The sequence below is a fragment of the Variovorax paradoxus genome (assembly GCF_029919115.1).
In the GTDB taxonomy this organism is placed as follows: Bacteria; Pseudomonadota; Gammaproteobacteria; order Burkholderiales; family Burkholderiaceae_C; genus Variovorax; species Variovorax paradoxus_O.
Window position 1 is genome coordinate 4,251,856 of record NZ_CP123990.1, and the last position, 19,074, is coordinate 4,270,929.

Consider the following 19,074-nt stretch of genomic DNA (forward strand, 5'->3'; position numbering starts at 1 on the left):
TGGGGTGAAGATGGGAGGACTCATTGCCGGCGTGCCGCCTCGCGCTCCCTCCAACCGCTGGCAGCCCGGCTGGCTCAGGCCGTCGTTTTCCGATCGGACTGGAGGTCAGGATCGACGCTTCCTGCTTCGGGCCGCACGCGGCGCGGCGGTGTCCGATGCCGTGTCCAACGGTGCGCTCAAGGCATAGAACTCGTGCAGCTTCGCTGCCAGCATCCCCTTGTCCGGCAGCTGCATCCGGTATTGCGCCACCAGCGCAGGCGAGAGCGTGCGGCTCAGCGCGTACTCCACCACCTCGCTGTCCTTGCTGGCGCACAGCAGCAGGCCGATGGACGGGTTCTCGTGCGGCTTCCTCACGTCCCGGTCCAGCGCCTCCAGGTAGAAGTTCAGTTTGCCCAGATGTTCGGGCTCGAAGGCCGTGACCTTCAGTTCGATGGCCACCAGGCAGTTCAGGCCGCGGTGGAAGAACAACAGGTCGAGCGCGAAATCCTGGCTGCCCACCTGCACCGGATACTCGCTGCCGATGTAGCAGAAGTCCCTTCCCAGTTCGGTGAGGAAGCGGCCCAGGTTCATCAGCAGGCTGCGGTGCAGTTCGGCCTCGGTATGCGGCTCGGGCAGGGCCAGGAAATCCAGCAGGTAGGCGTCCTTGAACTGCTGCGCAGCCTGCGGCTGCATTTCTCTCAACGCCGTTGAGACCTTGGGTGGCTGCAGCAGGGCGCGTTCGAAGAGGCCGCTGTCGATCTGGCGCGCCACCTCGCGGACCTGCCAGCCCTGCTGGGCCGTCATGCGCAGATAGAACTCGCGCTCCTCCTCGCGCTTGGCGCGGCTGAGGATGTGCAGGTGCGAGGACCAGGGGATTTCTCTCAACAGCGTTGAGAGTTTGGAGCCGGGCGGATAGGCCTGGAAGAACTGCCGCATGCGCCACAGGTTCTGGGCCGAGAAGCCGCGCCGCCCCGGTTCGCGCAGGGCAATGTAGGCGGCCAGCTGCTCCACGGTTCCCTTGGCCCAGCCGTCGGCCTCGATGCGCCGATGGAGGTACTGGCCGATGCGCCAATAGAGCTCGATCACTTCGGCGTTGGCGGCCCTGGCCACGCGCTGCCGCGCACCCTGGATCAGGTCGAGCACTTCGCCGAAGCCCGCTTCCGCCGTGGTGGCCGGCGTGCGGCGCCGCGATGGACCGCCCTGGCTCATGACGCGACCCCATCCACCCGGATGACGTCGCGTGCGCTGCCGGTCGCGTTCTCGCCGGCCGGCGCCCCGGTGCCTGCCTTCGCAGGCCGTGCGCGCGCGTCGTGCCGTCCGACGGGCCCGGCATCGACGGCCGCGAGCACGCTGGAACCCCGAGGGCGCCCGGCCTTGCGGCCACCGTCTCGCACAGCCTGTGCGAGACGGTCCGGTGCGGTGCCGCTTCGGCGGAAATGGCGCACGCCTCGGAGGCGCACCGCGGAAAACCGGGCGGTCCGCGGGACGAGCGCCTGGAGGTCGCGCGCCCGCTGATCCATCGCTGCGCCGCCCGATCCCCGGTGCGCGTGCTGTGTGCGACTGGCCGCGCGCGCTGCCGATGGCCGCATGCCGTCGAGGCGGCGTATCAGGCCCTCGATGAAGCGGGCGAGGTCAAACGGGATGGGCGTGGTGGCAGACACCCCGGAAATATAGTGCCTTGCGCTCGGCCGGTGCGTCGACGCAAGGCCCTGCGCGGAGAAGGACGAGGCCAGATGGGCCAGCCGGCTTTTTTTCATTGCCCGATTCTGCAAATAGCCGAGTTCAATGTCCGCGTTCGATCCCCGGACCACTTGGCTGCGGAGGCGATCGACGCGGAGGGCCCCGATGTCGTCGTGGGTCCGTGCGATCTTGAGCCAGGTGGCCCGAAGCCGGGGTTCGTGAGCCTCGGTGGACCGGCCGGTCGCCTTCTTTCTGTTCCGCCTCTTCTTTGTCCTCGTGTGTGTTCTCTGTTGTGCGGCGGTTCTGCCGTGCGCATGCGAAGTTCCAGGCCGCTGTCGACTGTGATTTGGAACAGTGGACGCAGCGGCCGAATCACTCGAGCCTTCGCGGAGCTCGACCGTGGCACCGCTGGGCGCGCCTGCGTGTGGCATGACGGGCGTTCGGTGCGCCGAGGCGGTGATGACGGGACGCCGACGCGCTCGAAGGTCTGCCGAGGGGCCGTCGAGCGGGGAACCGGCGCGCGCTCGCGAAGTGGCCGTGTCTGCACGGCGGTCACCGGCCAGGCCGCCCGCCTCGGCGGTTCCTGACATGGGGCGCAGGTGCGCTTCGCAGCGGCCTCGTCGGCATGCGCCTTCGGCGGCGCGGCGCAGGCGTCGCGTGCAGGCGCTTTCGGGCTGTCCGCGTGAACTCTGCGTTCGAAGCCGCCTCTTGGCCGACGCATAGCGCGCCCGGGACGCTGTCCAGGGACCGCCCGCAAGCCGCAGCCGAGCGCAGCGAGGACCGGGTGAGGACGGTGGCGAAGCCCAACGGGCTCCTAATACGACTCGAGCTGCCGCGCGATTGCGAGAGATAGCGAGAAAACTTTGAACGTTCCCGACCCTACTCTCTTAATTGACCTTACGGTATTCTGTTTTGATGATGTGCCGTAGTCCTCGTAAAGGGCGATGAGATCTCAAGGCCAATCAAGTTCCGGCGCACCGCGTTAGGCCCCTTCAACTTCCAGTCGCCCTGATACTTCACCCAGGCCTCCCCCCGCTCCGCGCAAACGGTGCGCACGGCGCGCTCCACGCTCTCCTGCCTCAGGTAGACGAGCGGGCGCAATGGCCAATGAGCTGGGCCCGCTCTCGCAATACGCTGCGATTTCATCGAAGCTCCCCTCCATCAGGAAGAGAGTGGTAAGGTCGCCGTGATCGAGCTGCACGTCTAACACGGGCACCGCAGCGCCAAGTCGCGCGCGGTCTAACTCCCACTGAGCCGGCCCGCTTCGGGTAGTTGTTCTTACGACTTAGTCGAGAAGGTGCCTCGGGCGCCATAGACAGAGCGGATGTGCTCGCCCGCATTGCCCTTGCCAACCGACGAGTAGTGGTCCCCGATCGAAGCGCAGAGTTCGGCGACCCGAAGGCCATACGCAAGCAGCGCCGGATCCATTGCTTCGCCGGCCTGTACCAGCCCGAGCTTGACAGCGATGCGCTCGAACTCGGCGTGGGCATGGCACTTTTCTTTACTGCAGTGGGCGGTGTCTCCGTCCATGATTGCCTCCTGGTGTAGAGCAGCCGCGCTATCGCCCCCGCAGTCTCCTCCATCGGCTGGCCGCTTTAGCGTTCCCAGTTTCCGAGTGGCAGCGCGTGACTTCGCTGAGGTACAGCGACTGCGCCGCGGCGGCAAGCCGCATGATGGCGTGAGCCGCGAACAGCTCTTGCTGGGAGATCGGGCCGCTGTCGCGCATCTTCGCGACCAGCAGTCGCTGCAGCTCGGTTGAATCCCGTCTGGCTTCGGAGGCGTGCGCACGCAGGTCCGAAAGATACGCGTAGGGCTTTTCCATGCACCCGGCCCGGGCAATCCGCATGCCTGCGGGAATGCCGGCTTCGGATCGAATGTCAATGAGAGCAGGTTCAAGCGCGTGGATCATCGGGCCCGTGCCCCCTTTCAGGCACGGAGTTGTCTTGCACCAATCGGCCTAACAACTCTGAAGCTTCGGCCCACAGCGACGTTACGCGGCTAACCTCTTCGGGCAACGCAGGACCGGGTTGCGAGCTTCTCCTGCAGAGTTCTCGCTGCGCCACAAGCGCCCGATCCTGCGCTTGGACCCAGGCATCGTAGAGGGCCGTGTGCGTGCGCATTGCGGTCCACCACCGTTTAACCCAGCACCTGCGGGGTTGAGAGGGTGGGGCACGAGCGCATTTCTCCGCCAGCGAGCCTCTGGGTACACGAGTGCAATGCGTACGCTTCCTGCGGCAAAAAGAGCTTGCGAGTAGGGCCGGCTTTCTGTGCAAAGGTTGCCATAAAGTCTCCCGTTGCCCCGGCACCACGCGGGGGATGGTGCAAGGATGGCGCGCTTGCACTTCAGCTGCGCCTCCAAAAGTCGTTTTCGAGTGACGGCGGAATCCTATGCCTTTGGCACGGCAATCTCGATCGAGCATGGCTGGCCATGCGTCTTGGGGTACGGCAACTCCAGCTATTGACTTGGTGAACCCTGGCGCCCCTTCGAGCGATTCCCTAGATCAGATGGAGGCGCCTGGCGAATCCCATGGACGCGCCTACATATTCGGGGAGGTTCCCCATTGTCGCGATCTCCCGCAAGCCTTCGTCCGTGATGCTAAGCACTGTCGCCAACCTCGGTCGGACGTTGTAGCGCGTCGAAACCCCAACGGCTTCAATCGTCGCTTCAATCAACCCCGTCGCCAAGAGCACACTGACATGCCGGATCTCCTCCGGGAATGTGATTCGGGCAGGAAGCTGCACATGCTGAAGCTGCATCAAGAACAAGAGTGACGGCATTCGATCCTCCGATGCCGGACGCTTACTCGATCAAAGTTGCCGGCAAGCTTTGATTGAGCTCAGGGTAACCCAAAGTACTAATTTCTACCAATAGTTGATTTGGGTTACATCTACGAAGTCGCGTCGCCTGTGGAGCAGTTCACGGCGTCGCTTCGGGGAAAAAAGCCGGCGCGTCAGTTCGAAGCGGTCGAGTTGCCGCGCCTTCCTGCGGTGCCCATCGCCGCGGGACCGCTGGGTCGGGACCGCGCGGCCGCGCACGTCCGCGGAGTGGCGCCCGTTCCAGGGACCATTGGCGCCGCGCTCCGTGGCGTACTCGCTGTCCGTGATCGGTGCGCTGTATCGCTGGCTGATCGAGCAGCGCTATGTGCTGGCCAATCCGTTTGCTCGCGTGAAGTCAAGGGAGCAAGCCGTGGCGGCACCCTTGATGCATCCCGGGTGTTCACAGAGCACGAATGGACACTGATTCGCTCGACTGCCGACGGCATCGAGTGGATCGGTGGATGGAGCGAGGAGGGCGCCCAGCGACTGACGAGCGCTGAGGACGACTTAGCCGCCGGCAGTCGGCCAGAAGCAGATTCCCGAACACGAACTCAATTCAAAGGACCAGACAGGCCCGACCCACGGCCAACGTGCCAGTTAGCTGGTGCTTGAGGAGGCGACAGCCACGTTGTCGTTCGGCCCTAAACCAAGCCGCGTTCGACCGGCGTTTGCATAGCAATTGCTCTACAGTCGAATCTATGAAAACTGCCCAGTTGCCTCCCGTGCATGTGCGGCAATCCGTGCGCGACGAGATCGAGAGCGTCCTGCGCCAAGGCGAAACCCTGTCGCAGTTTGTGGAAAATACGGCAGTGCAGTCCGCGCAGCGCCGGAGATCCCAGCAAGAGTTCCTTGCGCGTGGCCGTGAATCGCTGAAACGAGCTCAGAAGAGCGGCGAGTATTTTTCTGCCAAGGACGCGCTCGACGCAATGCAAGCACGCCTTAATGCAAGGGTTTCGCAGCTTGCGCAGAAGAGGCCCAGCAGAGTCGTCCTGCCATGACCTATGCGGTCACTCTGACGCGCGAGGCTCTTGAAGATCTCCTGCGTCTTGAAGAGTTCTTGCTCGAGTCCACTTTGCGGTACGGCGATTGGGACTTGCCTTGCCGGGCCATAGCGGCAAGCCGCACGGAATTTCGAATCCTTGAAAAGAATCCGTTCACCTATCGCATCGCTGACGCTGACCGGCTTGAGCGCGAGTTGGTGATTCCGTTCGGGGCGTCGGAATACGTCGCAATGTTTCGAATGATCAGCGAACGAGAGGTCGTGGTCGGGTCGCCGCCATCCGTCATCAACGCGGAGATGACTACCACTAGGACGCTGGGGATCAGCGCTCGGACCGAGGGGTCGGACAGCCTAGTTCGGCGTAGATGGGCACCACCGCTTATACAAACAACCAAGCCGGTTTGAGATTTAACATAACATACATTGTATTGCTCGCTCCTGTAGCGGCTGATTAGTAATGTCGTGTTTTGACCGAATAGAAATGTCGCATTGTTGTCCCGGTCCAGCTTCTGGATCCGAGGCACAGCGATGGCAACACCGGCGGCAACTATCACCATGTCGATGCGCGAAGCCGATCGGCTCAAGACGATTCAGGCGGTGGTCGACCGGATGCTGCGGGTCGGCCAGGCTGCACAGCGACTGGGTCTGAGTCGACGCCAACTCGAGCGTCTGGTCCAGCGGTACAAGAACGAAGGTGTAGCCGGGCTGGTCTCGCGCAAGCGAGATCGGCCCAGCAACTGGCGCCAGGCGTCACCGAGCGTGCCACTGCGCTGATCCGGGATCGATGTCTTGGTTTGCCAGTTCCCTTGGGATGGCTGTCTTCGCATTCACCGGCCTCGGACCCGGTCGACCGCCTTGCCGCCCGCGATGCGCACCCTCTCTCGCAAGCTCTCGAAGTAGGTTTTGTCCGCCTCAGCGGCCGGGGCCGAGAGGCCTCCCTGGACCAGGAGCATGCGCAACTGGCGCCGCTGTTGATCTTTTCGAATGAGATCCCGCACGTATTCACTGCTCGTGCCGTAGCCGCGTTCGACCACTTGCTCATCCACGAATGATTTCATAGCTTCCGGAAGGAAAATGTTCATGTTGCTCATCGGGGAAGTCTTCGTTGTTTGGCAAATTTGGCAACTTCGTTGGCGTCGCAATTCGACGGTCAAATGCTACGCGTGAGCAGGCCGCCGCCCCACGGGCTCGAGCACGCCTCAGCCGTGGCATCAACCCTTGACGACCACATCATCTGTCAGGAAGCCGAAATGCCGGGGCCAACATCCACATCTGAGCGCCAGCTCACCTGCCGTTGCAATGTGAGGTTCTCGCCCACGGGAGCCTTTCAGGCCCGGAAATGCCGATTTGGGTAACGGCTGGTCTGGCTGGGGCAACGTCGGATATCAGTGGGGCAAGCAAGACTATCGCAACGCCACCGTTCGGTTTGGGGCGAAGTACACATGGTGAGGGGCGAGAGCTCTCAGGCGAGCGTCAATCCGCGGCACGCTGACGCCCGCAAATCGCTGGCTTGTCGGCATAGAAATCGAGCTTGGCCCACAGCGCCTCGACATCCTGCTACCCGCGTGAGGAGCCCGAGAAGCACGACCACCGTAAGAGCAACCGGGGCGTCGGGTGCCACCGGTATGCGAGGGCATGCCGATCCTGTGTTCGGCGTCGCGCCTGATGCAACGCGCCTTGGTGCCTGCATGACGATTGATCGTTCACGCCCGTGACGAATCAAAACCTTCATTCTTTCCTGCCACTAGACGCGCAGCAATCGCCGACCCTCGCGAGGCACGCAGCGCAGCCGAAGCGCGTGATGCTTGTAGTTCTCCTCATTCGGTTTTCGGGTCAGCGGCACCTTGAGATGTAGCCTCCTTCGACCCCAATTGATAACCAGGAGCCTGCCGAGGGGTCGAACGAGCCGGTCATGCTTTCTGCTGACGCCGGCTCATTCCACTCGCGTCCGAAGGCCAGCACATTGATGACAAGGAAGACGGGCTTTGGCGAGACTTCGATCCGGCAGGCGTGTAGCCGATGGTTGCTATTGCGAGGTAAAGAGAACGTCCGGACTGCTGAGCAGTTCGGCTCACGTCCCAGACAGCGCGATTTCTCCATGCTGAAGAACGTAGCATGGTCTGCAAGCCCCAGCGCATGGTGTGCGTTCTGCTCGACCAGCAGAACAGTCCTACCCTCGGTGCGGTTTACTTCACGAACGATCTGGAAAAGCTACGCCCCGCCATGCCCCAAGCCGGCTAGATGAGTGCCACGACATCGCGCAGGTGCGCCGCAGTCTGGGGCAACCCGCGCTTTTCGAGCAGGGCGACCAACGCGATCGCGTCGTACTGTGGCCGAGCCCAGCGCTCGCGCATTCGCTTCAAAGCCGCAAGCGCGGTGAGTTTCTCCAGCATCAACTGGTTGAGGACGAATTCGTCAGGAGTCTGCACCTCGATGCCGAACGGGTCCAGTACTTCCCTGGGAAAGTCCTTTTCGTTCCATGTCACGATCGCATCCGCGTGCCCAGTGATCGCAGCCGCCAGCACGTGGCGGTCATCAGCGTCTGGTAGCTTCAAGCCCTCGATCAGGTGTTCGTAGCCGGAGACGAGGCAATCCGGAATGGCGTCCTCCATGGCTTGCGCAGCGGTGGCAATCTGAGCTCCCATACCGGGCCGGTCTCGTAGCAAGCTGCGTGTCCACTCCTCGCGGATGTGGACTGACCACTTCGCGCTATAGAGGTCCGCGTCAGCCAGGCTGAGCAGCACATCGCGCAGCAACGCCGGATACAGGACGTTGGCATCGAGCACTGCTGTGTACTGGTCGCTCCCCGCCACTCACAGCTCCTCGCCCATCTCCTGGGAGAGGTCGTTCAATCGTTTGAGGGCGCCGGCCGATCGCTGCTTCTGCGCGTCCTTGTAGCGCATGAGCTCTTCGAACTCGATGCGACGGTGCCGGTTGATCAGCCGGCACTTCAACCGGCCAGCCTCGATCTCCTTGATCACAAAGGGACGCGATACATTCAAAAGTGCCGCAGCTTGCTGCGTTGTGAGTTCCAACTTCTGGGGGACGAGCATCATCGGCTCGCGCTTGGCCATCTGGCGAAGCACGTCCGCAAAGAAGCGCAGGGCACGCGGAGGCAGCAGCAGCACGGGCGCTTCACCTTTTCCGTCCCCGTCCACTTCGATGGTCACCTTGACGACTTTTGCTTTCGAGTGATCCAAGGCTGCAACCAAGCACGCCGTCGCCGCACCGGCCATTTCCGCTTCCATTTCGCTGGCTGGGTCGAGTATCTGGGTCATGCTGGATCCTTAAGAGCTGGCGTTAGGCCGACGGCTCAAGCGAAATATACGCAAAAAACGCAATATTCGCAACCGACGGAGCAGGAAGGAAGCTGGCACTCTTCGTCAGCTGGCACCTTCATTCAGAGGGTAGATCCGGCAGCCCGAGTCTGGTGGTCATGGGACCCAAAAGGGCCCACTAAGGCATCGCATCAGCATTTCATCAACTGGATGCTTGGCGGCAAGTTGCCCTTTGACGGCCCGAATCCAACACCGGCGCGGTCCGGATAGGGAGGCGCCAAGCCGTCGACGCCTGGTTCGAGCGGGTCCAGAAATGCCTCGAGTTGTCGAACACGCGCATCCGCCTTCGCCATGAGGAACGCTTGCTTGAGCTGCTCGGTCTTCGCATTGGCCCGGCGTTCCGTCGCCGCTCGCACTTCGGCAGCGTGCTGCGCGCGCTTCGAGGCGGCATCACGCTGCTTTCGGAGCTTCCACCTGTAGCGGCACCAGTTCAAGGCACTGCGCCCAATCTCGTCCACCGGTCCTTACAACTTGCCTCCTGGGCGATGCCTGTGAGCAGGCTGCAATGAAGAAAGGAGTGTCAGATAGCATGACCGGTTGCGCCACCCATCCCCCGACAAGCGACGACAGCCACAGCGCTGGCGCGGGGGCTAAGCGCTGGACGACGCCTGCACTGGCGCGGCAGGCAAGCCCCGCGCATGCGCCTTCAGGCAGTCGATGAAATCCATGAGAGTGGCCGAGATGTGTTCGCGGTTCCACACCACGGTGATCGGGCCGAAGCGGATGTGCGAATCAATGGCGATCTTTCTCAGCAGCCCCAGTGAGGCCAGGTGATCCGCCATGGATTCCGCACACACGCCGACATAGTCGCCCTTTTGCAGCAATGCCTGCATCATGGCCAGCGAGGCGGTTTCTGCCTTGGGCACCAGCCACGATGCTTGTTGCTCGATGAGGTAGGCATCCATCTGGATGCGAGTGAGCGTGCCAAGGGGCGGCATCACCCATTGCTCCCGCAGCACATCGGCAAAGCCCGGCGGCTGCTCGCTGTCCCAGTGCTTGCTGCCTTGGCCGATGACGATGCTCACCTGGTCGTCAAAAAGCACGTGATGCGCCAGCTGCGGTTGGTGCGCCCTTGCATCCAGAACGCCGATCACGGCATCCATGGCACGCGTGTCCAGGCCCTTGAGCAGGTCGTCGAACAGCCCGTCGTGAATGGACACGGCTACATCGGCATGGCGCTGCTGGAACGCGGTCACGGCTTCGGGCAGGCCGCCGGCGATGCCTGCCCAGACGCTGCCCACGTTCAGACGCGGCACGCGTCCCGCGGCCACCGCATGCATCTCGCGGCCGGTGCGGGCGATGTCGCCCAGCACGGTGATGGCCAGCCGCTTGAGCAGATGCCCCGCAGGTGTCAGCTGCACCTTGCGCCCGCGCACCATCAGCGGCGTGCCGGCCACGCGCTCAAGCTCGGCCAGCCAGTGCGACATGGCTGATTGCGTCATGTGCAGCCGTGCCGCCGCCTCGGTCAGGGTGCCCGCCTCGTCGAGAACCAAGAATGATTCCAGATGCCGCACCTTGATGCCCCGCGCCCAGGAGAGGCCTTCTGCACGCTCGATCATGAGTAAACCTTCATGACTCCATTTTGCATTTTCACTAGGTGGATGGCAGGGTTGTCATGAAAATTACTTCATCTTTTATGTCAGAGTCTCAGAGGAATCACTGTGTCTAGAGCAATCACGAACGTCTACAAGATCCTGATGGGCGTCGCGGTCGCGGCCGCCACGGCCACCACCGTGTACGCGCAGGCCTCCTACCCCAGCCGGCCAGTGCGCCTGGTCGTATCGCAGGCCCCGGGCGGCAGCAGCGACACGATCGCACGCATGTGGGCCGAACACGCAGGCAAGGCCATCGGCGCGACCATCGTGGTGGAGAACAAGCCCGGCGCGGGCGGCATCATTGCCGCGCAGACGGCGCTGAACGCGCCGGCCGATGGCTACACGCTGCTGCTGGGCAGCGTGTCGCTGATGGTGCTCAACCAGTTCACCTACAAGCCGCTGCCCTACAACCCGGAGAAGGACTTCGTGGGCGTGACCATGCTGACCACGGTCCCTTTCGTGCTGTCGGCCAACCCGGCCACGGGCATCAAGACGCTCAAGGACCTGACGGAAAAAGCCAAGGCGGCGCCGGGCAAGCTGAACTTCGCGTCCGCCGGCCTGGGCAACTCCACCCACCTGGCGGTCGAGCTGGTGAACAATGCCCTGGGCATTTCGATGACCCACATCCCTTACAAGGGCGAGGCCGACGGCATCCTGGCCACCATCGGTGGGCAGACGGAAGTGATGGCACCGGTGTATGGCACGGCGCTGCCCCACATCAAGAACCACAAGCTCAATCCACTGGCCGTGTTGTCGCCGCAGCGCACCCCTGAGCTGCCCGACGTGCCCACGCTTGGCGAGCTGGGCGTGAAAGGCTTCGACAACATGGGCTGGAGCGCCGTGGTGTCACGCGCCGGCACGCCGCCCGAGATCGTGGAAAAGCTCAATAAGGCGACGGCGGCTTTCCACAACAGCCCCGAGGTGCAGGCCAAGCTCAAGAGCATGGGCGTGATTGCCATGTCAGGGCCCTCCGCGCTCGTCATGGAGACGGCGGCGCGCGATGCCAAGGCCTGGGGGCCCACGCTCGGGGCGCTGAACCTCAGCGCCAAGTAACCCGGCGACCGCGCAACACACCTCATGAAAAAAGAAGCAATGGTGGTCTGCCCGCAGCCGGAGGCCGCTGAATCCGGCATCGACATCCTGCGCGCAGGCGGCAACGCGGTGGATGCCGCCGTGGCCACAGCGCTGGCGCAGACCGTGGTCGATCCGCTGATGTGCGGCATCGCAGGTTTTGGCACCGCCGCCGTGTACCTGCCCGGCGCGCAGGTGCACGAGTATTTCGACTTCCACTCCCCCGCACCCCTGGCGGCCAGGGAAGACATGTGGGAGCACCTGCTGGAGGGCGAAACCAAGGACGGTTTTGGTTTCATCCTCAAGGGCCGCGTCAACGACATCGGCCCCCAGTCCATCGGCACGCCGGCCACGCTCAAGGGCTTGGAGGCCATGCACCAGGCGCACGGCCGCCTGCCGTGGCGGCAGGTGGTGGAGCCGGCCATCCGATGGGCGGCGGACGGCTACTTTGTGCGGCCCGGCATGCACGCCTTCTGGATCGACGAGCCCACGATGGGCCGCGTTGGCAACCTGGAGCGCCTTCAGTATTGCGAGGACAGCCGCCAGCTGTACTGCCGCCCCGACGGCCGCCCCAAGCCCATCGGCGCGCCGCTGCGCAACGAGGGCATGGCCGCCGTGCTGCGCCAGATTGCCGAGGAAGGCGCGCGCCCGTTCTACGATGGCGACCTGGCGCACAAGATGGTGGCGCATCTGCAGTCGTTGGGCGCGCTGATCACGGGCGAGGACCTGGCCCGCTATGAGGTGCAGCGCAACGCGCCCTTGGTGGGCCGCTACCGCGACCGCACCATCACGACCAACCAGCCTCCGGGCGGCGGCGCCATGCTGCTGGAGATGCTCAACATCCTCGAACACTTCGATCTGGCGAGCCTGGAGCACAACAGCCCCGCTTACCTGCAAACGGTGTGCGAGGCCATGAAGAAGGCCACGATCGACAAGGACCGCTGCATTGGCGATCCAAAGTTCTTCGACGTGCCGCTGAACCAGTTGCTGTCCAAGGTCATGGCCCGCGACGTGGCCGAGCAAATCCGCACGGGCCATCGCTTCAACGTGGAGCGCGTGAACCCCGGTGCGCCCGTGCCGCGCGACACCACCCACCTGAGCGTGGTGGACGCCGACGGCAACGCCGTCTCCCTGACCCACTCGCTGGCCATGCCCTCGGGCATCATCACCCCCGGGATGGGCTTTCTGTACAACGGCTGCATGGGCGTGTTCGACCCGCGCCCGGGCCGCGCCGGCAGCATCCAGCCGGGCAAGAGCCGCTTCACTTCGTCATGCCCCACCATGACCTTCAAGAACGGCGAACTCGACGTGGTACTCGGCGCCCCCGGTGGTACGCAGATCGCGATGGGCGTGCTGCAGGTGCTGCTCAACGTGATCGACCACGGCATGGAGATGCAGGCTGCCGTGTCGGCGCCGCGCTTCTCGTCCACCAGCAATGCCATCGACGTGTGCAATCGCATTCCGCGTTCCACCACGCGCACACTGGAAGCACAGGGCTATGGCATCGGCCGCAACCCTTACAACTACACCATCGGCTGGGTTCACGGCGTGCAGGTACAGGCCGATGGCCTGCACGGCGGCGCCGACCCGGGCCGCGATGGCGTGGCGTACCGGCTGCGCATGGAGCCTGCTCGCGCTGATCGGCCGGGTCCGAATTGTCGTGGGGCGCTAGACTGATCGTGCCCCTGTATTTCAGGACACGGGCTATTCGCAATGTAGCGTCTGCTCGATCTGAGCATCGCGCTGCTTCGCAGCGCGATGCTGCCTGAACTACCTGGGTGATTTCATCTTCAATGCAGAGTGCGGACGCACCTCATTGAAGTGCTCGAAGGCTGCGGCCATCCGCGCTATCACCGTTCTCGCGTCGGCAAGGTCCATGCGGCTGACGTAGTCGCGCTTGTACGTGTTCACGAAGCTGTCGGCCATGCCGTTACTCTGGGGCTGCACATGGGCGTGTCCGGCAATGACTTGAAGTTCTACGACGGCTTCTGGCATATCCGGATCAATGACCAGTGGCGGCTCGCGTGGCAATGGACCGGCGATGGCCCGGAGAACGGGAAGATTTACGACCCACATTAGCGCGGGTCGGGCGGCGCAAATGCTCGAAACTATTCTTCGCAAGACGCGACAGCCCTCAGGGCAGAAAGGCAAGAAGCCATGTTTAAGAATGGAATGCGTCCGGTTCATCCCGGCGAGATTCTTCGTGAGGACTATCTGGCTCCCCTCAACATGAGCGCCAACGCGCTCGCAAAGGAATTGCACGTTGGCGCGCCGACGGTGAACGAGATCGTTCGTGAGCGCCGTGGCGTGTCCCCGCTCATGGCACTGCGCCTGTCCCGCTACTTCGGCGGTTCGGCGCAGTGGTGGCTCAACATGCAATCCGTCTACGATCTGAAGATCGCGGAGAAGGATGCGGCTAAGCAGATCGAACGTGAGGTGCGCCCGCGCCAACGCGAGCATGCGGTGGCATGACTTCGATCGCATCAGATTGCCACCCCATTCTGAAGATAATGTAGAGAGTAGCCGTCCGCTCCATCAGGATGCCCTGCTATTTCGGGGCATCTGATGGAGGCGCGAAGACAAAACGGGCCTCAGGCTCGCCGTGTTGGATTCCGCTGATCTCTGACCCTTAGGGGGTGCGGATAAAAATTGGACTGGTTTTATGTCGCAAGTCCCAGGCTCACCCGGTTTCGGCGCTGGTAGAGGCAATGGGAAAAGAGAAATTGCTCAGTGAGACGCGTCGATGATGCCGGCCGCTGTCACTGCTCAATGGCGCTTGGCCAAGACGGGCGTCTACGAGAGCGGGTGATGCAGAGGCACCGTGTCGAGTATTGGCGTGCGCAGTCGGGGCGAATGGCCCGGCGGGCGTGACCTCTCAGCCTAGAACCTGTTCACGCATGCGGCAGTTCTTCCAAACCTAACCGCCAGGCTCGAAACTTCAACGCTATTGGGAGAAATTCCCTGGCCCCACACCGACTTTCTCAAAGCGTCGAGCTTCTACTCTCCTGAGCACCGGACGTGTCGCAGAGCGGCACTATGTCAGAAGCGAAGATGTAATTCTGACATCGTGAAATGATGATGGTCACACTTCCCGAATCCATCGTGCTGCACGCCAAGTCCTTGCCTGAGGGAGGCGTGCTATCGCCCAAGGAGTTCCTGCACCTCGGAAGCCGCGCCGCCGTCGACCAAGCCCTGTCTTGGCTCGCCAAGGAAGGCAAGCTGCTGCGCGTCGCGCGCGGAACCTACGTCACTCCGGTGTCGAGCCGTGTTGGAACACGCGCGCCGGCGCCTGAGAAGGTGGTGAACGCGCTGGCGGCCCAAAGCGGCGAGGTCGTGACACTGCACGGCGCTAACGCATCCAACGCGTTGGGATTGACCCGGCAGGTACCAATCCGAGAGGCCTACCTGACCTCGGGACGCACGCGCAAACTCAAGCTCGGACGCTCCGAAGTCATGGTGAAGCATGCCCCGCACTGGATGCTGGCGCTTGGAGCCGGGCCAGCCGGTGCGGCCGTGCGTGCGGTGGCCTGGATGGGACCAGCGCATGCGGGCGAATCGCTGGCCGCTTTGCGCCGCACGCTGCCGCCATCCGAGTGGCGGACGCTGACGTCGGCGCGCGCTACCCTACCGTCCTGGATGACAAGAGCCATCGGCGAAGAGGCACTGCGTGGCTGAGCACTTCGTCGCTCTGAGCAAGGACGATCAGGCCGAAGTCCTGGAACAGGCCCGTGCAAAGACTGGCCGGTGGAATCCAACATGCTGTGGTCTACCTCGTCTTAGAGGCGTTGAACCGCTGGGGCCGACTTGAAAAAGCCCTCAGGAGAGGGCTTGTGTAGTCTGAGGTTGGCTTTCGTATTGCACCAAATTTGCGAGGAGGCCAAGCAACCAAGCAAAATCATCTTTGAGAGCCGCCCCTCTGCCACATCACCGTGACATCCTCGAGCACGGGGTCATTGCGAACATGGATCCCTTGTTGCGCGAGATCGGCAGTCGCACAAGTAAGCCCCGTTCTTTTGTTTGCGTCGCCGAATACGTGACCGCGCGCTATGGCCTCGGCGTATAGGGCAGCAATGCCGAGCACGTTATCGAGCCTTGCGTAGAGTGCGTGATTCTGAATTCGCGAGAGCTGCTGGCACGGCCACTTCGCCGCCACCTGCGTATCCAGCTAAGCCGCCGAATGCCTGGATGATTTCATGGTGGACCGCCAACGAAATCGAAGTCGAGCAAATCAGCGGTCCTTCAGCGCGGCAAGCACGGCGTAATGCTCAGCGATCACCTGTTTGGCGATTTGCGAGATCTCACGCTTTTGCTCAGGCGTCTTAGCCTGCACGGCCACCTTGGGCCGAATCATTACACGGCGCTCGGTGGCGGAGCGCTTCTGCAGCTGTTCGACTGTGAACATCTCTGCTCCTTCCAACGGTCGCGGCTCGATGGAGAGCCGGTCATCCTGGCGGGAGTGCCTTCCCACCTCGGCGATAACTGTAGTTATCACGTGATCCGATTGTGCCGGATACGGTATTCGTGAAGCATTCTGCAGAAGATGGTTGCCCTGCAGAAGCAATGGACTGCGAACAAGTAACATTAAAGACTTACATTTGATGCGCCAACGATGGCCAGCGTTTTTGGTCCGGCAAGAGCCGTCACTCGGAGAGTCGAATGCCCTACTTGTTCTTGTTAAGGCTGCTGCATCTGCAGCTTCCATTGCGGATCACCGATCCTGAGGACTTGCAAGCTATCTCGGTGCTTCTTGCCACCGGCTTGATTGAGGCCGAGATCGAGACATTACATTCAACGCCCCGCTATGCGGCGTCCCGCGCCGCCATGGTGCTTCGAATCACCGAGGCAGGTCATGCCGAGGCGCGCACGATGTGGGATACCCGGACTCACAGTAACGGCAAGGGCTGAGCGGGCCTGATCCCCCTGCTGGGCAGTCAGCGCACGCGACTCATTCGCGCGCCGCCCGCAGGTCGTCCGGCGCCCGCGTCTGCTTTGCCCGGAGGCCCCCGAGCACTAAGTCATTCCAGTCCCGCCTGCGCGATAGATCGAAGACATCATTCGAACTGACCGCGCTGTGCATGGCTCCTACGCCGCGGCGCTCGAAAAGAACGCGCCAACTTCCGCCGTGAAGCACGGCAGCTTACGATGGAGCATGGACGATTCGAACGTTTTCGACGTTTTGGTTGGTTGCGAGACGCACAGTGCCAGATGCCGAACATCGGTCCCGTCTGCTTCTTCTCACTGACGCAACACAGAAGACACAGCGGAGGCAGTGGGTGTGGAGCTACTCGCCTCCGAGCGCATGCAGCGTCTCTTTTTGGTCTCTTGCAATTGGAAATGCATGTCGAGTCGACGTGCCTTGCGAGGAGACGCTGGTACCGGGGGAGCACGGCCAGGCGTGCAGGGTGGGAGTATCCTGTCTTCTTGGGGTGGCGAGAATCGCAGTCTGACCCGAGATGTCAAAATCCCGGCCGGTTGGCAAGCTAGCGCCGCTATCGAAGGCAGCTGCCGGGATCTCAAGGGCCCTCCTCTCCCGAACAGTGGAATCCCGCTGATCGGGGCGTGGAGGCCCAGTTCAATTTACAGCCGCCTAGAAATCAGCCATGGACACCAGCGACCTTCCCGATGACAGCAGGCTGATCGAACTGCAACGTTTCGAGTTGCTCGTTTCTGCAATCCACGACTACGCGATCTACATGCTGGATCCCCAAGGCCATGTAGTGAGCTGGAACGCTGGTGCCGAGCGTTTCAAAGGATACGCGGCTGGCGAAATCGTGGGCCAGCACTTTTCGCGCTTCTACACGCCAGAAGACCGCGCGGCCGGAATTCCTGCGCGCGCCCTGCAAACCGCACAAAAGGAAGGGACCTTCCAGGCCGAAGGCTGGCGACTGCGCAAGGACGGCACTCGCTTCTGGGCGAACGTGGTCATCGACCCCATCTATACCGCCGATCGGCGCCTGCTGGGCTTTGCCAAGATCACCCGCGACGTGGGCGATCGCAAGGCTGCGGAGGAGGCGCTCCGCAAAAGCGAACAAGAGTTCCGGCTGCTCGTGCAGGGAGTGACGGACTATGCGATCTACCTGCTCGATCCAAATGGCCTGATCACCAAGTGGAACGCGGGCGCTCAGCGCATCAAGGGATATGCCGAGGCTGACGTGCTCGGAACGCATTTTTCACGCTTTTATACCCCGGAGGACCAGGCGATTGGGTTGCCCGCTCGAGCACTTGCCACTGCGTCGGCAGAAGGCCGCTTCGAGCAGGAAGGCTGGCGCGTCCGCAAGGACGGAAGCCAGTTCTTCGCCCATGTGATCATCGATCGACTTCATGATGACGACGGAAGGTTTTTTGGCTTCGCCAAAATAACTCGCGACGTTACAGAACGTCGAGAGGCGGCCGAGGTGCTCAAGCGCACGGAAAAGGCGCTGATGCAGGCCCAGAAGATGGAGTCCATCGGCAAGCTCACGGGCGGCGTCGCACACGACTTCAACAATCTGCTGCAAGTCATCGCTGGCAATCTGCAGCTTTTGGCTCGCGACGTGGCAGGACTGGAACGGGCCGAACGGCGTGTTGAGAACGCGCTCGCCGGTGTGCAGCGAGGGGCCAAGTTGGCCGGGCAGCTGCTGGCTTTCGGCCGCAGGCAGACGCTCGAGCCGAAGGTCGTGAATCTCGGTCGCATCGTGCAGGCCATGCATGAGATGTTGCAGCGTGCTCTGGGCGAGGCCGTTCTGCTGGAGACCACCGTCGCCGATGACCTTTGGAGCACTTTCGTCGATGTGGCGCAGGTCGAGAACGCTCTATTGAACTTGGCCATCAACGCGCGCGATGCGATGGAGGGCTCGGGCAAGCTCACGGTGGAGATTGCCAACGCGACCCTCGACGCCGCGTATGCCCGGGAACATGCCGACCTCGCCGCCGGAGACTACGTCATGCTGGCCGTGTCGGACACCGGCGCGGGCATGCCGCCCGATGTCATTGCACAAGCTTTCGATCCGTTCTTTACGACCAAGCCAGAGGGCAAAGGCACCGGTTTGGGGCTTTCCATGGTGTACGGCTTCGTGAAGCAATCAGGCGGCCATGTGAAGATTTACAGCGAGGTGGGTGACGGGACGACCGTCAAGCTCTATCTGCCGCGGTCAAGGAACGCCGAGGAGGAAGTGGCCTCAGCCGACATGGGCCCGGTGGTGGGTGGGACCGAGACGATCTTGGTTGCGGAAGACGACGAGCACGTGCGATCCACTGTGGTGGAGATGCTGCAGCAGCTAGGCTACAAGGTGTTCGCAGCGAGCGATGCCGAGCAGGCACTCGCCATCATCCAAAGCGGTATCAAGATCGACCTCCTCTTCACCGATGTCGTGATGCCAGGTCCCTTGCGCAGCCCAGACCTGGCGCGCAGGGCGCGCGAACTGGTGCCAGGGCTTGCGGTGCTGTTCACATCGGGCTACACCCGGAATGCCATCGTGCACGGCGGACGCCTCGACCCAGGGGTAGAACTGCTCGCCAAGCCGTATGCACGCGAAGATCTCGCCCGCAAGGTCCGGCACACGCTCGCGAATCAGCGCTAGCGGGCGTTAGCTCGTGCCGGCGAGAACGGCGTGAC

At 62.7% G+C, this 19,074-nt stretch carries 19 protein-coding genes and 3 pseudogenes; 10 read left to right on the forward strand and 12 right to left on the reverse strand.

The window, feature by feature from the left end; genetic code table 11:
* Positions 1 to 105: 105 nt before the first annotated feature.
* The 4 genes from QHG62_RS20470 to QHG62_RS20485 form a co-directional block, all read right to left on the reverse strand.
* The gene (locus tag QHG62_RS20470; RefSeq protein ID WP_281147512.1) at positions 106 to 1,188 is read right to left on the reverse strand and encodes a PDDEXK nuclease domain-containing protein; all 1,083 of its coding nucleotides are present in this window, start codon (positions 1,186 to 1,188) and stop codon (positions 106 to 108) included.
* Entirely contained in the window at positions 1,185 to 1,736 is a 552-nt protein-coding gene (locus QHG62_RS20475) for a hypothetical protein (protein WP_281147513.1), read from the reverse strand. The genes QHG62_RS20470 and QHG62_RS20475 overlap by 4 nt, the downstream gene beginning before the upstream one ends.
* 1,201 nt (positions 1,737 to 2,937) lie before the next feature.
* Positions 2,938 to 3,189, reverse strand: a complete 252-nt coding sequence (locus QHG62_RS20480) for a hypothetical protein (protein WP_281147514.1) — start codon at positions 3,187 to 3,189, stop codon at positions 2,938 to 2,940.
* 28 nt (positions 3,190 to 3,217) lie between these two features.
* Positions 3,218 to 3,568 (reverse strand): hypothetical protein, encoded by a 351-nt coding sequence (locus QHG62_RS20485; RefSeq protein ID WP_281147515.1) that lies wholly within the window; start codon positions 3,566 to 3,568, stop codon positions 3,218 to 3,220.
* A 1,026-nt stretch (positions 3,569 to 4,594) separates the two neighbouring features.
* Here QHG62_RS20485 and QHG62_RS20490 point away from each other — a divergent pair.
* The 4 genes and pseudogenes from QHG62_RS20490 to QHG62_RS20505 all read left to right on the forward strand — a co-directional run.
* Positions 4,595 to 4,965: pseudogene (locus QHG62_RS20490) on the forward strand (integrase); the annotation flags it as partial.
* Positions 4,966 to 5,174: 209 nt separating this feature from the next.
* The gene (locus QHG62_RS20495) at positions 5,175 to 5,474 is read left to right on the forward strand and encodes a YlcI/YnfO family protein (protein ID WP_281147516.1); all 300 of its coding nucleotides are present in this window, start codon (positions 5,175 to 5,177) and stop codon (positions 5,472 to 5,474) included.
* Positions 5,471 to 5,881: a hypothetical protein gene (locus tag QHG62_RS20500; RefSeq protein WP_281147517.1), complete on the forward strand. Its 411-nt coding sequence runs from the start codon at positions 5,471 to 5,473 to the stop codon at positions 5,879 to 5,881. Before QHG62_RS20495 ends, QHG62_RS20500 begins: the two co-directional genes overlap by 4 nt.
* A gap of 123 nt (positions 5,882 to 6,004) precedes the next feature.
* A pseudogene (locus QHG62_RS20505) lies at positions 6,005 to 6,261 on the forward strand (helix-turn-helix domain-containing protein); the annotation flags it as partial.
* Positions 6,262 to 6,303: 42 nt separating this feature from the next.
* Here the strand turns inward: QHG62_RS20505 and QHG62_RS20510 are convergent.
* The 5 genes from QHG62_RS20510 to QHG62_RS20530 all read right to left on the reverse strand — a co-directional run bounded on the left by QHG62_RS20510 (position 6,304) and on the right by QHG62_RS20530 (position 10,373).
* On the reverse strand, positions 6,304 to 6,567 hold the full coding sequence (locus QHG62_RS20510) for a ribbon-helix-helix domain-containing protein (RefSeq protein WP_281147518.1): 264 nt from the start codon (positions 6,565 to 6,567) through the stop codon (positions 6,304 to 6,306).
* 1,146 nt (positions 6,568 to 7,713) lie between these two features.
* The gene (locus tag QHG62_RS20515; protein ID WP_281147519.1) at positions 7,714 to 8,262 is read right to left on the reverse strand and encodes a PIN domain-containing protein; all 549 of its coding nucleotides are present in this window, start codon (positions 8,260 to 8,262) and stop codon (positions 7,714 to 7,716) included.
* Between the two features lie 27 nt (positions 8,263 to 8,289).
* Positions 8,290 to 8,754 carry a helix-turn-helix domain-containing protein gene (locus QHG62_RS20520; protein WP_281147520.1) on the reverse strand — a complete coding sequence of 155 codons (465 nt, stop codon included), beginning with the start codon at positions 8,752 to 8,754 and terminating at the stop codon, positions 8,290 to 8,292.
* A gap of 191 nt (positions 8,755 to 8,945) precedes the next feature.
* Entirely contained in the window at positions 8,946 to 9,248 is a 303-nt protein-coding gene (locus QHG62_RS20525; RefSeq protein WP_281147521.1) for a hypothetical protein, read from the reverse strand.
* A 156-nt stretch (positions 9,249 to 9,404) separates the two neighbouring features.
* On the reverse strand, positions 9,405 to 10,373 hold the full coding sequence (locus QHG62_RS20530) for a LysR family transcriptional regulator (protein WP_281147522.1): 969 nt from the start codon (positions 10,371 to 10,373) through the stop codon (positions 9,405 to 9,407).
* A 102-nt stretch (positions 10,374 to 10,475) separates the two neighbouring features.
* On the opposite strand from QHG62_RS20530, the gene QHG62_RS20535 reads away from it, so the two are divergent.
* Both QHG62_RS20535 and ggt read left to right on the forward strand, forming a co-directional pair.
* Positions 10,476 to 11,462, forward strand: a complete 987-nt coding sequence (locus QHG62_RS20535; protein WP_281147523.1) for a Bug family tripartite tricarboxylate transporter substrate binding protein — start codon at positions 10,476 to 10,478, stop codon at positions 11,460 to 11,462.
* A 24-nt stretch (positions 11,463 to 11,486) separates the two neighbouring features.
* Positions 11,487 to 13,157, forward strand: a complete 1,671-nt coding sequence (gene ggt, locus QHG62_RS20540) for a gamma-glutamyltransferase (RefSeq protein WP_281147524.1) — start codon at positions 11,487 to 11,489, stop codon at positions 13,155 to 13,157.
* A gap of 27 nt (positions 13,158 to 13,184) precedes the next feature.
* On the opposite strand, the pseudogene QHG62_RS20545 reads toward ggt, so the two are convergent.
* Positions 13,185 to 13,421, reverse strand: a pseudogene (locus QHG62_RS20545) (integrase core domain-containing protein); the annotation flags it as partial.
* Between the two features lie 216 nt (positions 13,422 to 13,637).
* Between QHG62_RS20545 and QHG62_RS20550 the strand changes: the two are divergent.
* Together QHG62_RS20550 and QHG62_RS20555 are read left to right on the forward strand one after the other, a co-directional pair.
* Entirely contained in the window at positions 13,638 to 13,952 is a 315-nt protein-coding gene (locus QHG62_RS20550; RefSeq protein ID WP_281147525.1) for a HigA family addiction module antitoxin, read from the forward strand.
* Between the two features lie 606 nt (positions 13,953 to 14,558).
* Entirely contained in the window at positions 14,559 to 15,155 is a 597-nt protein-coding gene (locus tag QHG62_RS20555; RefSeq protein WP_281151726.1) for a DUF6088 family protein, read from the forward strand.
* A 220-nt stretch (positions 15,156 to 15,375) separates the two neighbouring features.
* Here QHG62_RS20555 and QHG62_RS27745 read toward each other — a convergent pair whose 3' ends face one another.
* Complete coding sequence (locus QHG62_RS27745; RefSeq protein WP_348638668.1) at positions 15,376 to 15,633, reverse strand: Fic family protein; 258 nt, start codon at positions 15,631 to 15,633, stop codon at positions 15,376 to 15,378.
* Positions 15,634 to 15,708: 75 nt separating this feature from the next.
* The gene (locus QHG62_RS20560) at positions 15,709 to 15,882 is read right to left on the reverse strand and encodes a hypothetical protein (RefSeq protein ID WP_281147526.1); all 174 of its coding nucleotides are present in this window, start codon (positions 15,880 to 15,882) and stop codon (positions 15,709 to 15,711) included.
* A 254-nt stretch (positions 15,883 to 16,136) separates the two neighbouring features.
* Here QHG62_RS20560 and QHG62_RS20565 point away from each other — a divergent pair, with 254 nt between their 5' ends.
* Positions 16,137 to 16,385, forward strand: coding sequence for a hypothetical protein (locus QHG62_RS20565; protein WP_281147527.1), 249 nt, complete (start codon positions 16,137 to 16,139; stop codon positions 16,383 to 16,385).
* A 695-nt stretch (positions 16,386 to 17,080) separates the two neighbouring features.
* Positions 17,081 to 19,039 carry a hybrid sensor histidine kinase/response regulator gene (locus tag QHG62_RS20570; protein ID WP_281147528.1) on the forward strand — a complete coding sequence of 653 codons (1,959 nt, stop codon included), beginning with the start codon at positions 17,081 to 17,083 and terminating at the stop codon, positions 19,037 to 19,039.
* Positions 19,040 to 19,074 lie beyond the last annotated feature (35 nt).

Bases quoted from the DNA above. Each gene is read 5' to 3' on its own strand.
- QHG62_RS20470 (WP_281147512.1), bottom strand. From the start codon at position 1,188: ATGAGCCAGGGCGGTCCATCGCGGCGCCGCACGCCGGCCACCACGGCG.
- QHG62_RS20500 (WP_281147517.1), top strand. From the start codon at position 5,471: ATGACCTATGCGGTCACTCTGACGCGCGAGGCTCTTGAAGATCTCCTG.
- QHG62_RS20475 (WP_281147513.1), bottom strand. From the start codon at position 1,736: ATGAAAAAAAGCCGGCTGGCCCATCTGGCCTCGTCCTTCTCCGCGCAG.
- QHG62_RS20560 (WP_281147526.1), bottom strand. From the start codon at position 15,882: ATGTTCACAGTCGAACAGCTGCAGAAGCGCTCCGCCACCGAGCGCCGT.
- QHG62_RS20550 (WP_281147525.1), top strand. From the start codon at position 13,638: ATGTTTAAGAATGGAATGCGTCCGGTTCATCCCGGCGAGATTCTTCGT.
- QHG62_RS20485 (WP_281147515.1), bottom strand. From the start codon at position 3,568: ATGATCCACGCGCTTGAACCTGCTCTCATTGACATTCGATCCGAAGCC.
- QHG62_RS20565 (WP_281147527.1), top strand. From the start codon at position 16,137: ATGCCCTACTTGTTCTTGTTAAGGCTGCTGCATCTGCAGCTTCCATTG.
- QHG62_RS20480 (WP_281147514.1), bottom strand. From the start codon at position 3,189: ATGGACGGAGACACCGCCCACTGCAGTAAAGAAAAGTGCCATGCCCAC.
- QHG62_RS20510 (WP_281147518.1), bottom strand. From the start codon at position 6,567: ATGAGCAACATGAACATTTTCCTTCCGGAAGCTATGAAATCATTCGTG.
- QHG62_RS20520 (WP_281147520.1), bottom strand. From the start codon at position 8,754: ATGACCCAGATACTCGACCCAGCCAGCGAAATGGAAGCGGAAATGGCC.
- ggt (WP_281147524.1), top strand. From the start codon at position 11,487: ATGAAAAAAGAAGCAATGGTGGTCTGCCCGCAGCCGGAGGCCGCTGAA.
- QHG62_RS20530 (WP_281147522.1), bottom strand. From the start codon at position 10,373: ATGATCGAGCGTGCAGAAGGCCTCTCCTGGGCGCGGGGCATCAAGGTG.
- QHG62_RS20570 (WP_281147528.1), top strand. From the start codon at position 17,081: ATGGACACCAGCGACCTTCCCGATGACAGCAGGCTGATCGAACTGCAA.
- QHG62_RS20555 (WP_281151726.1), top strand. From the start codon at position 14,559: ATGGTCACACTTCCCGAATCCATCGTGCTGCACGCCAAGTCCTTGCCT.
- QHG62_RS20495 (WP_281147516.1), top strand. From the start codon at position 5,175: ATGAAAACTGCCCAGTTGCCTCCCGTGCATGTGCGGCAATCCGTGCGC.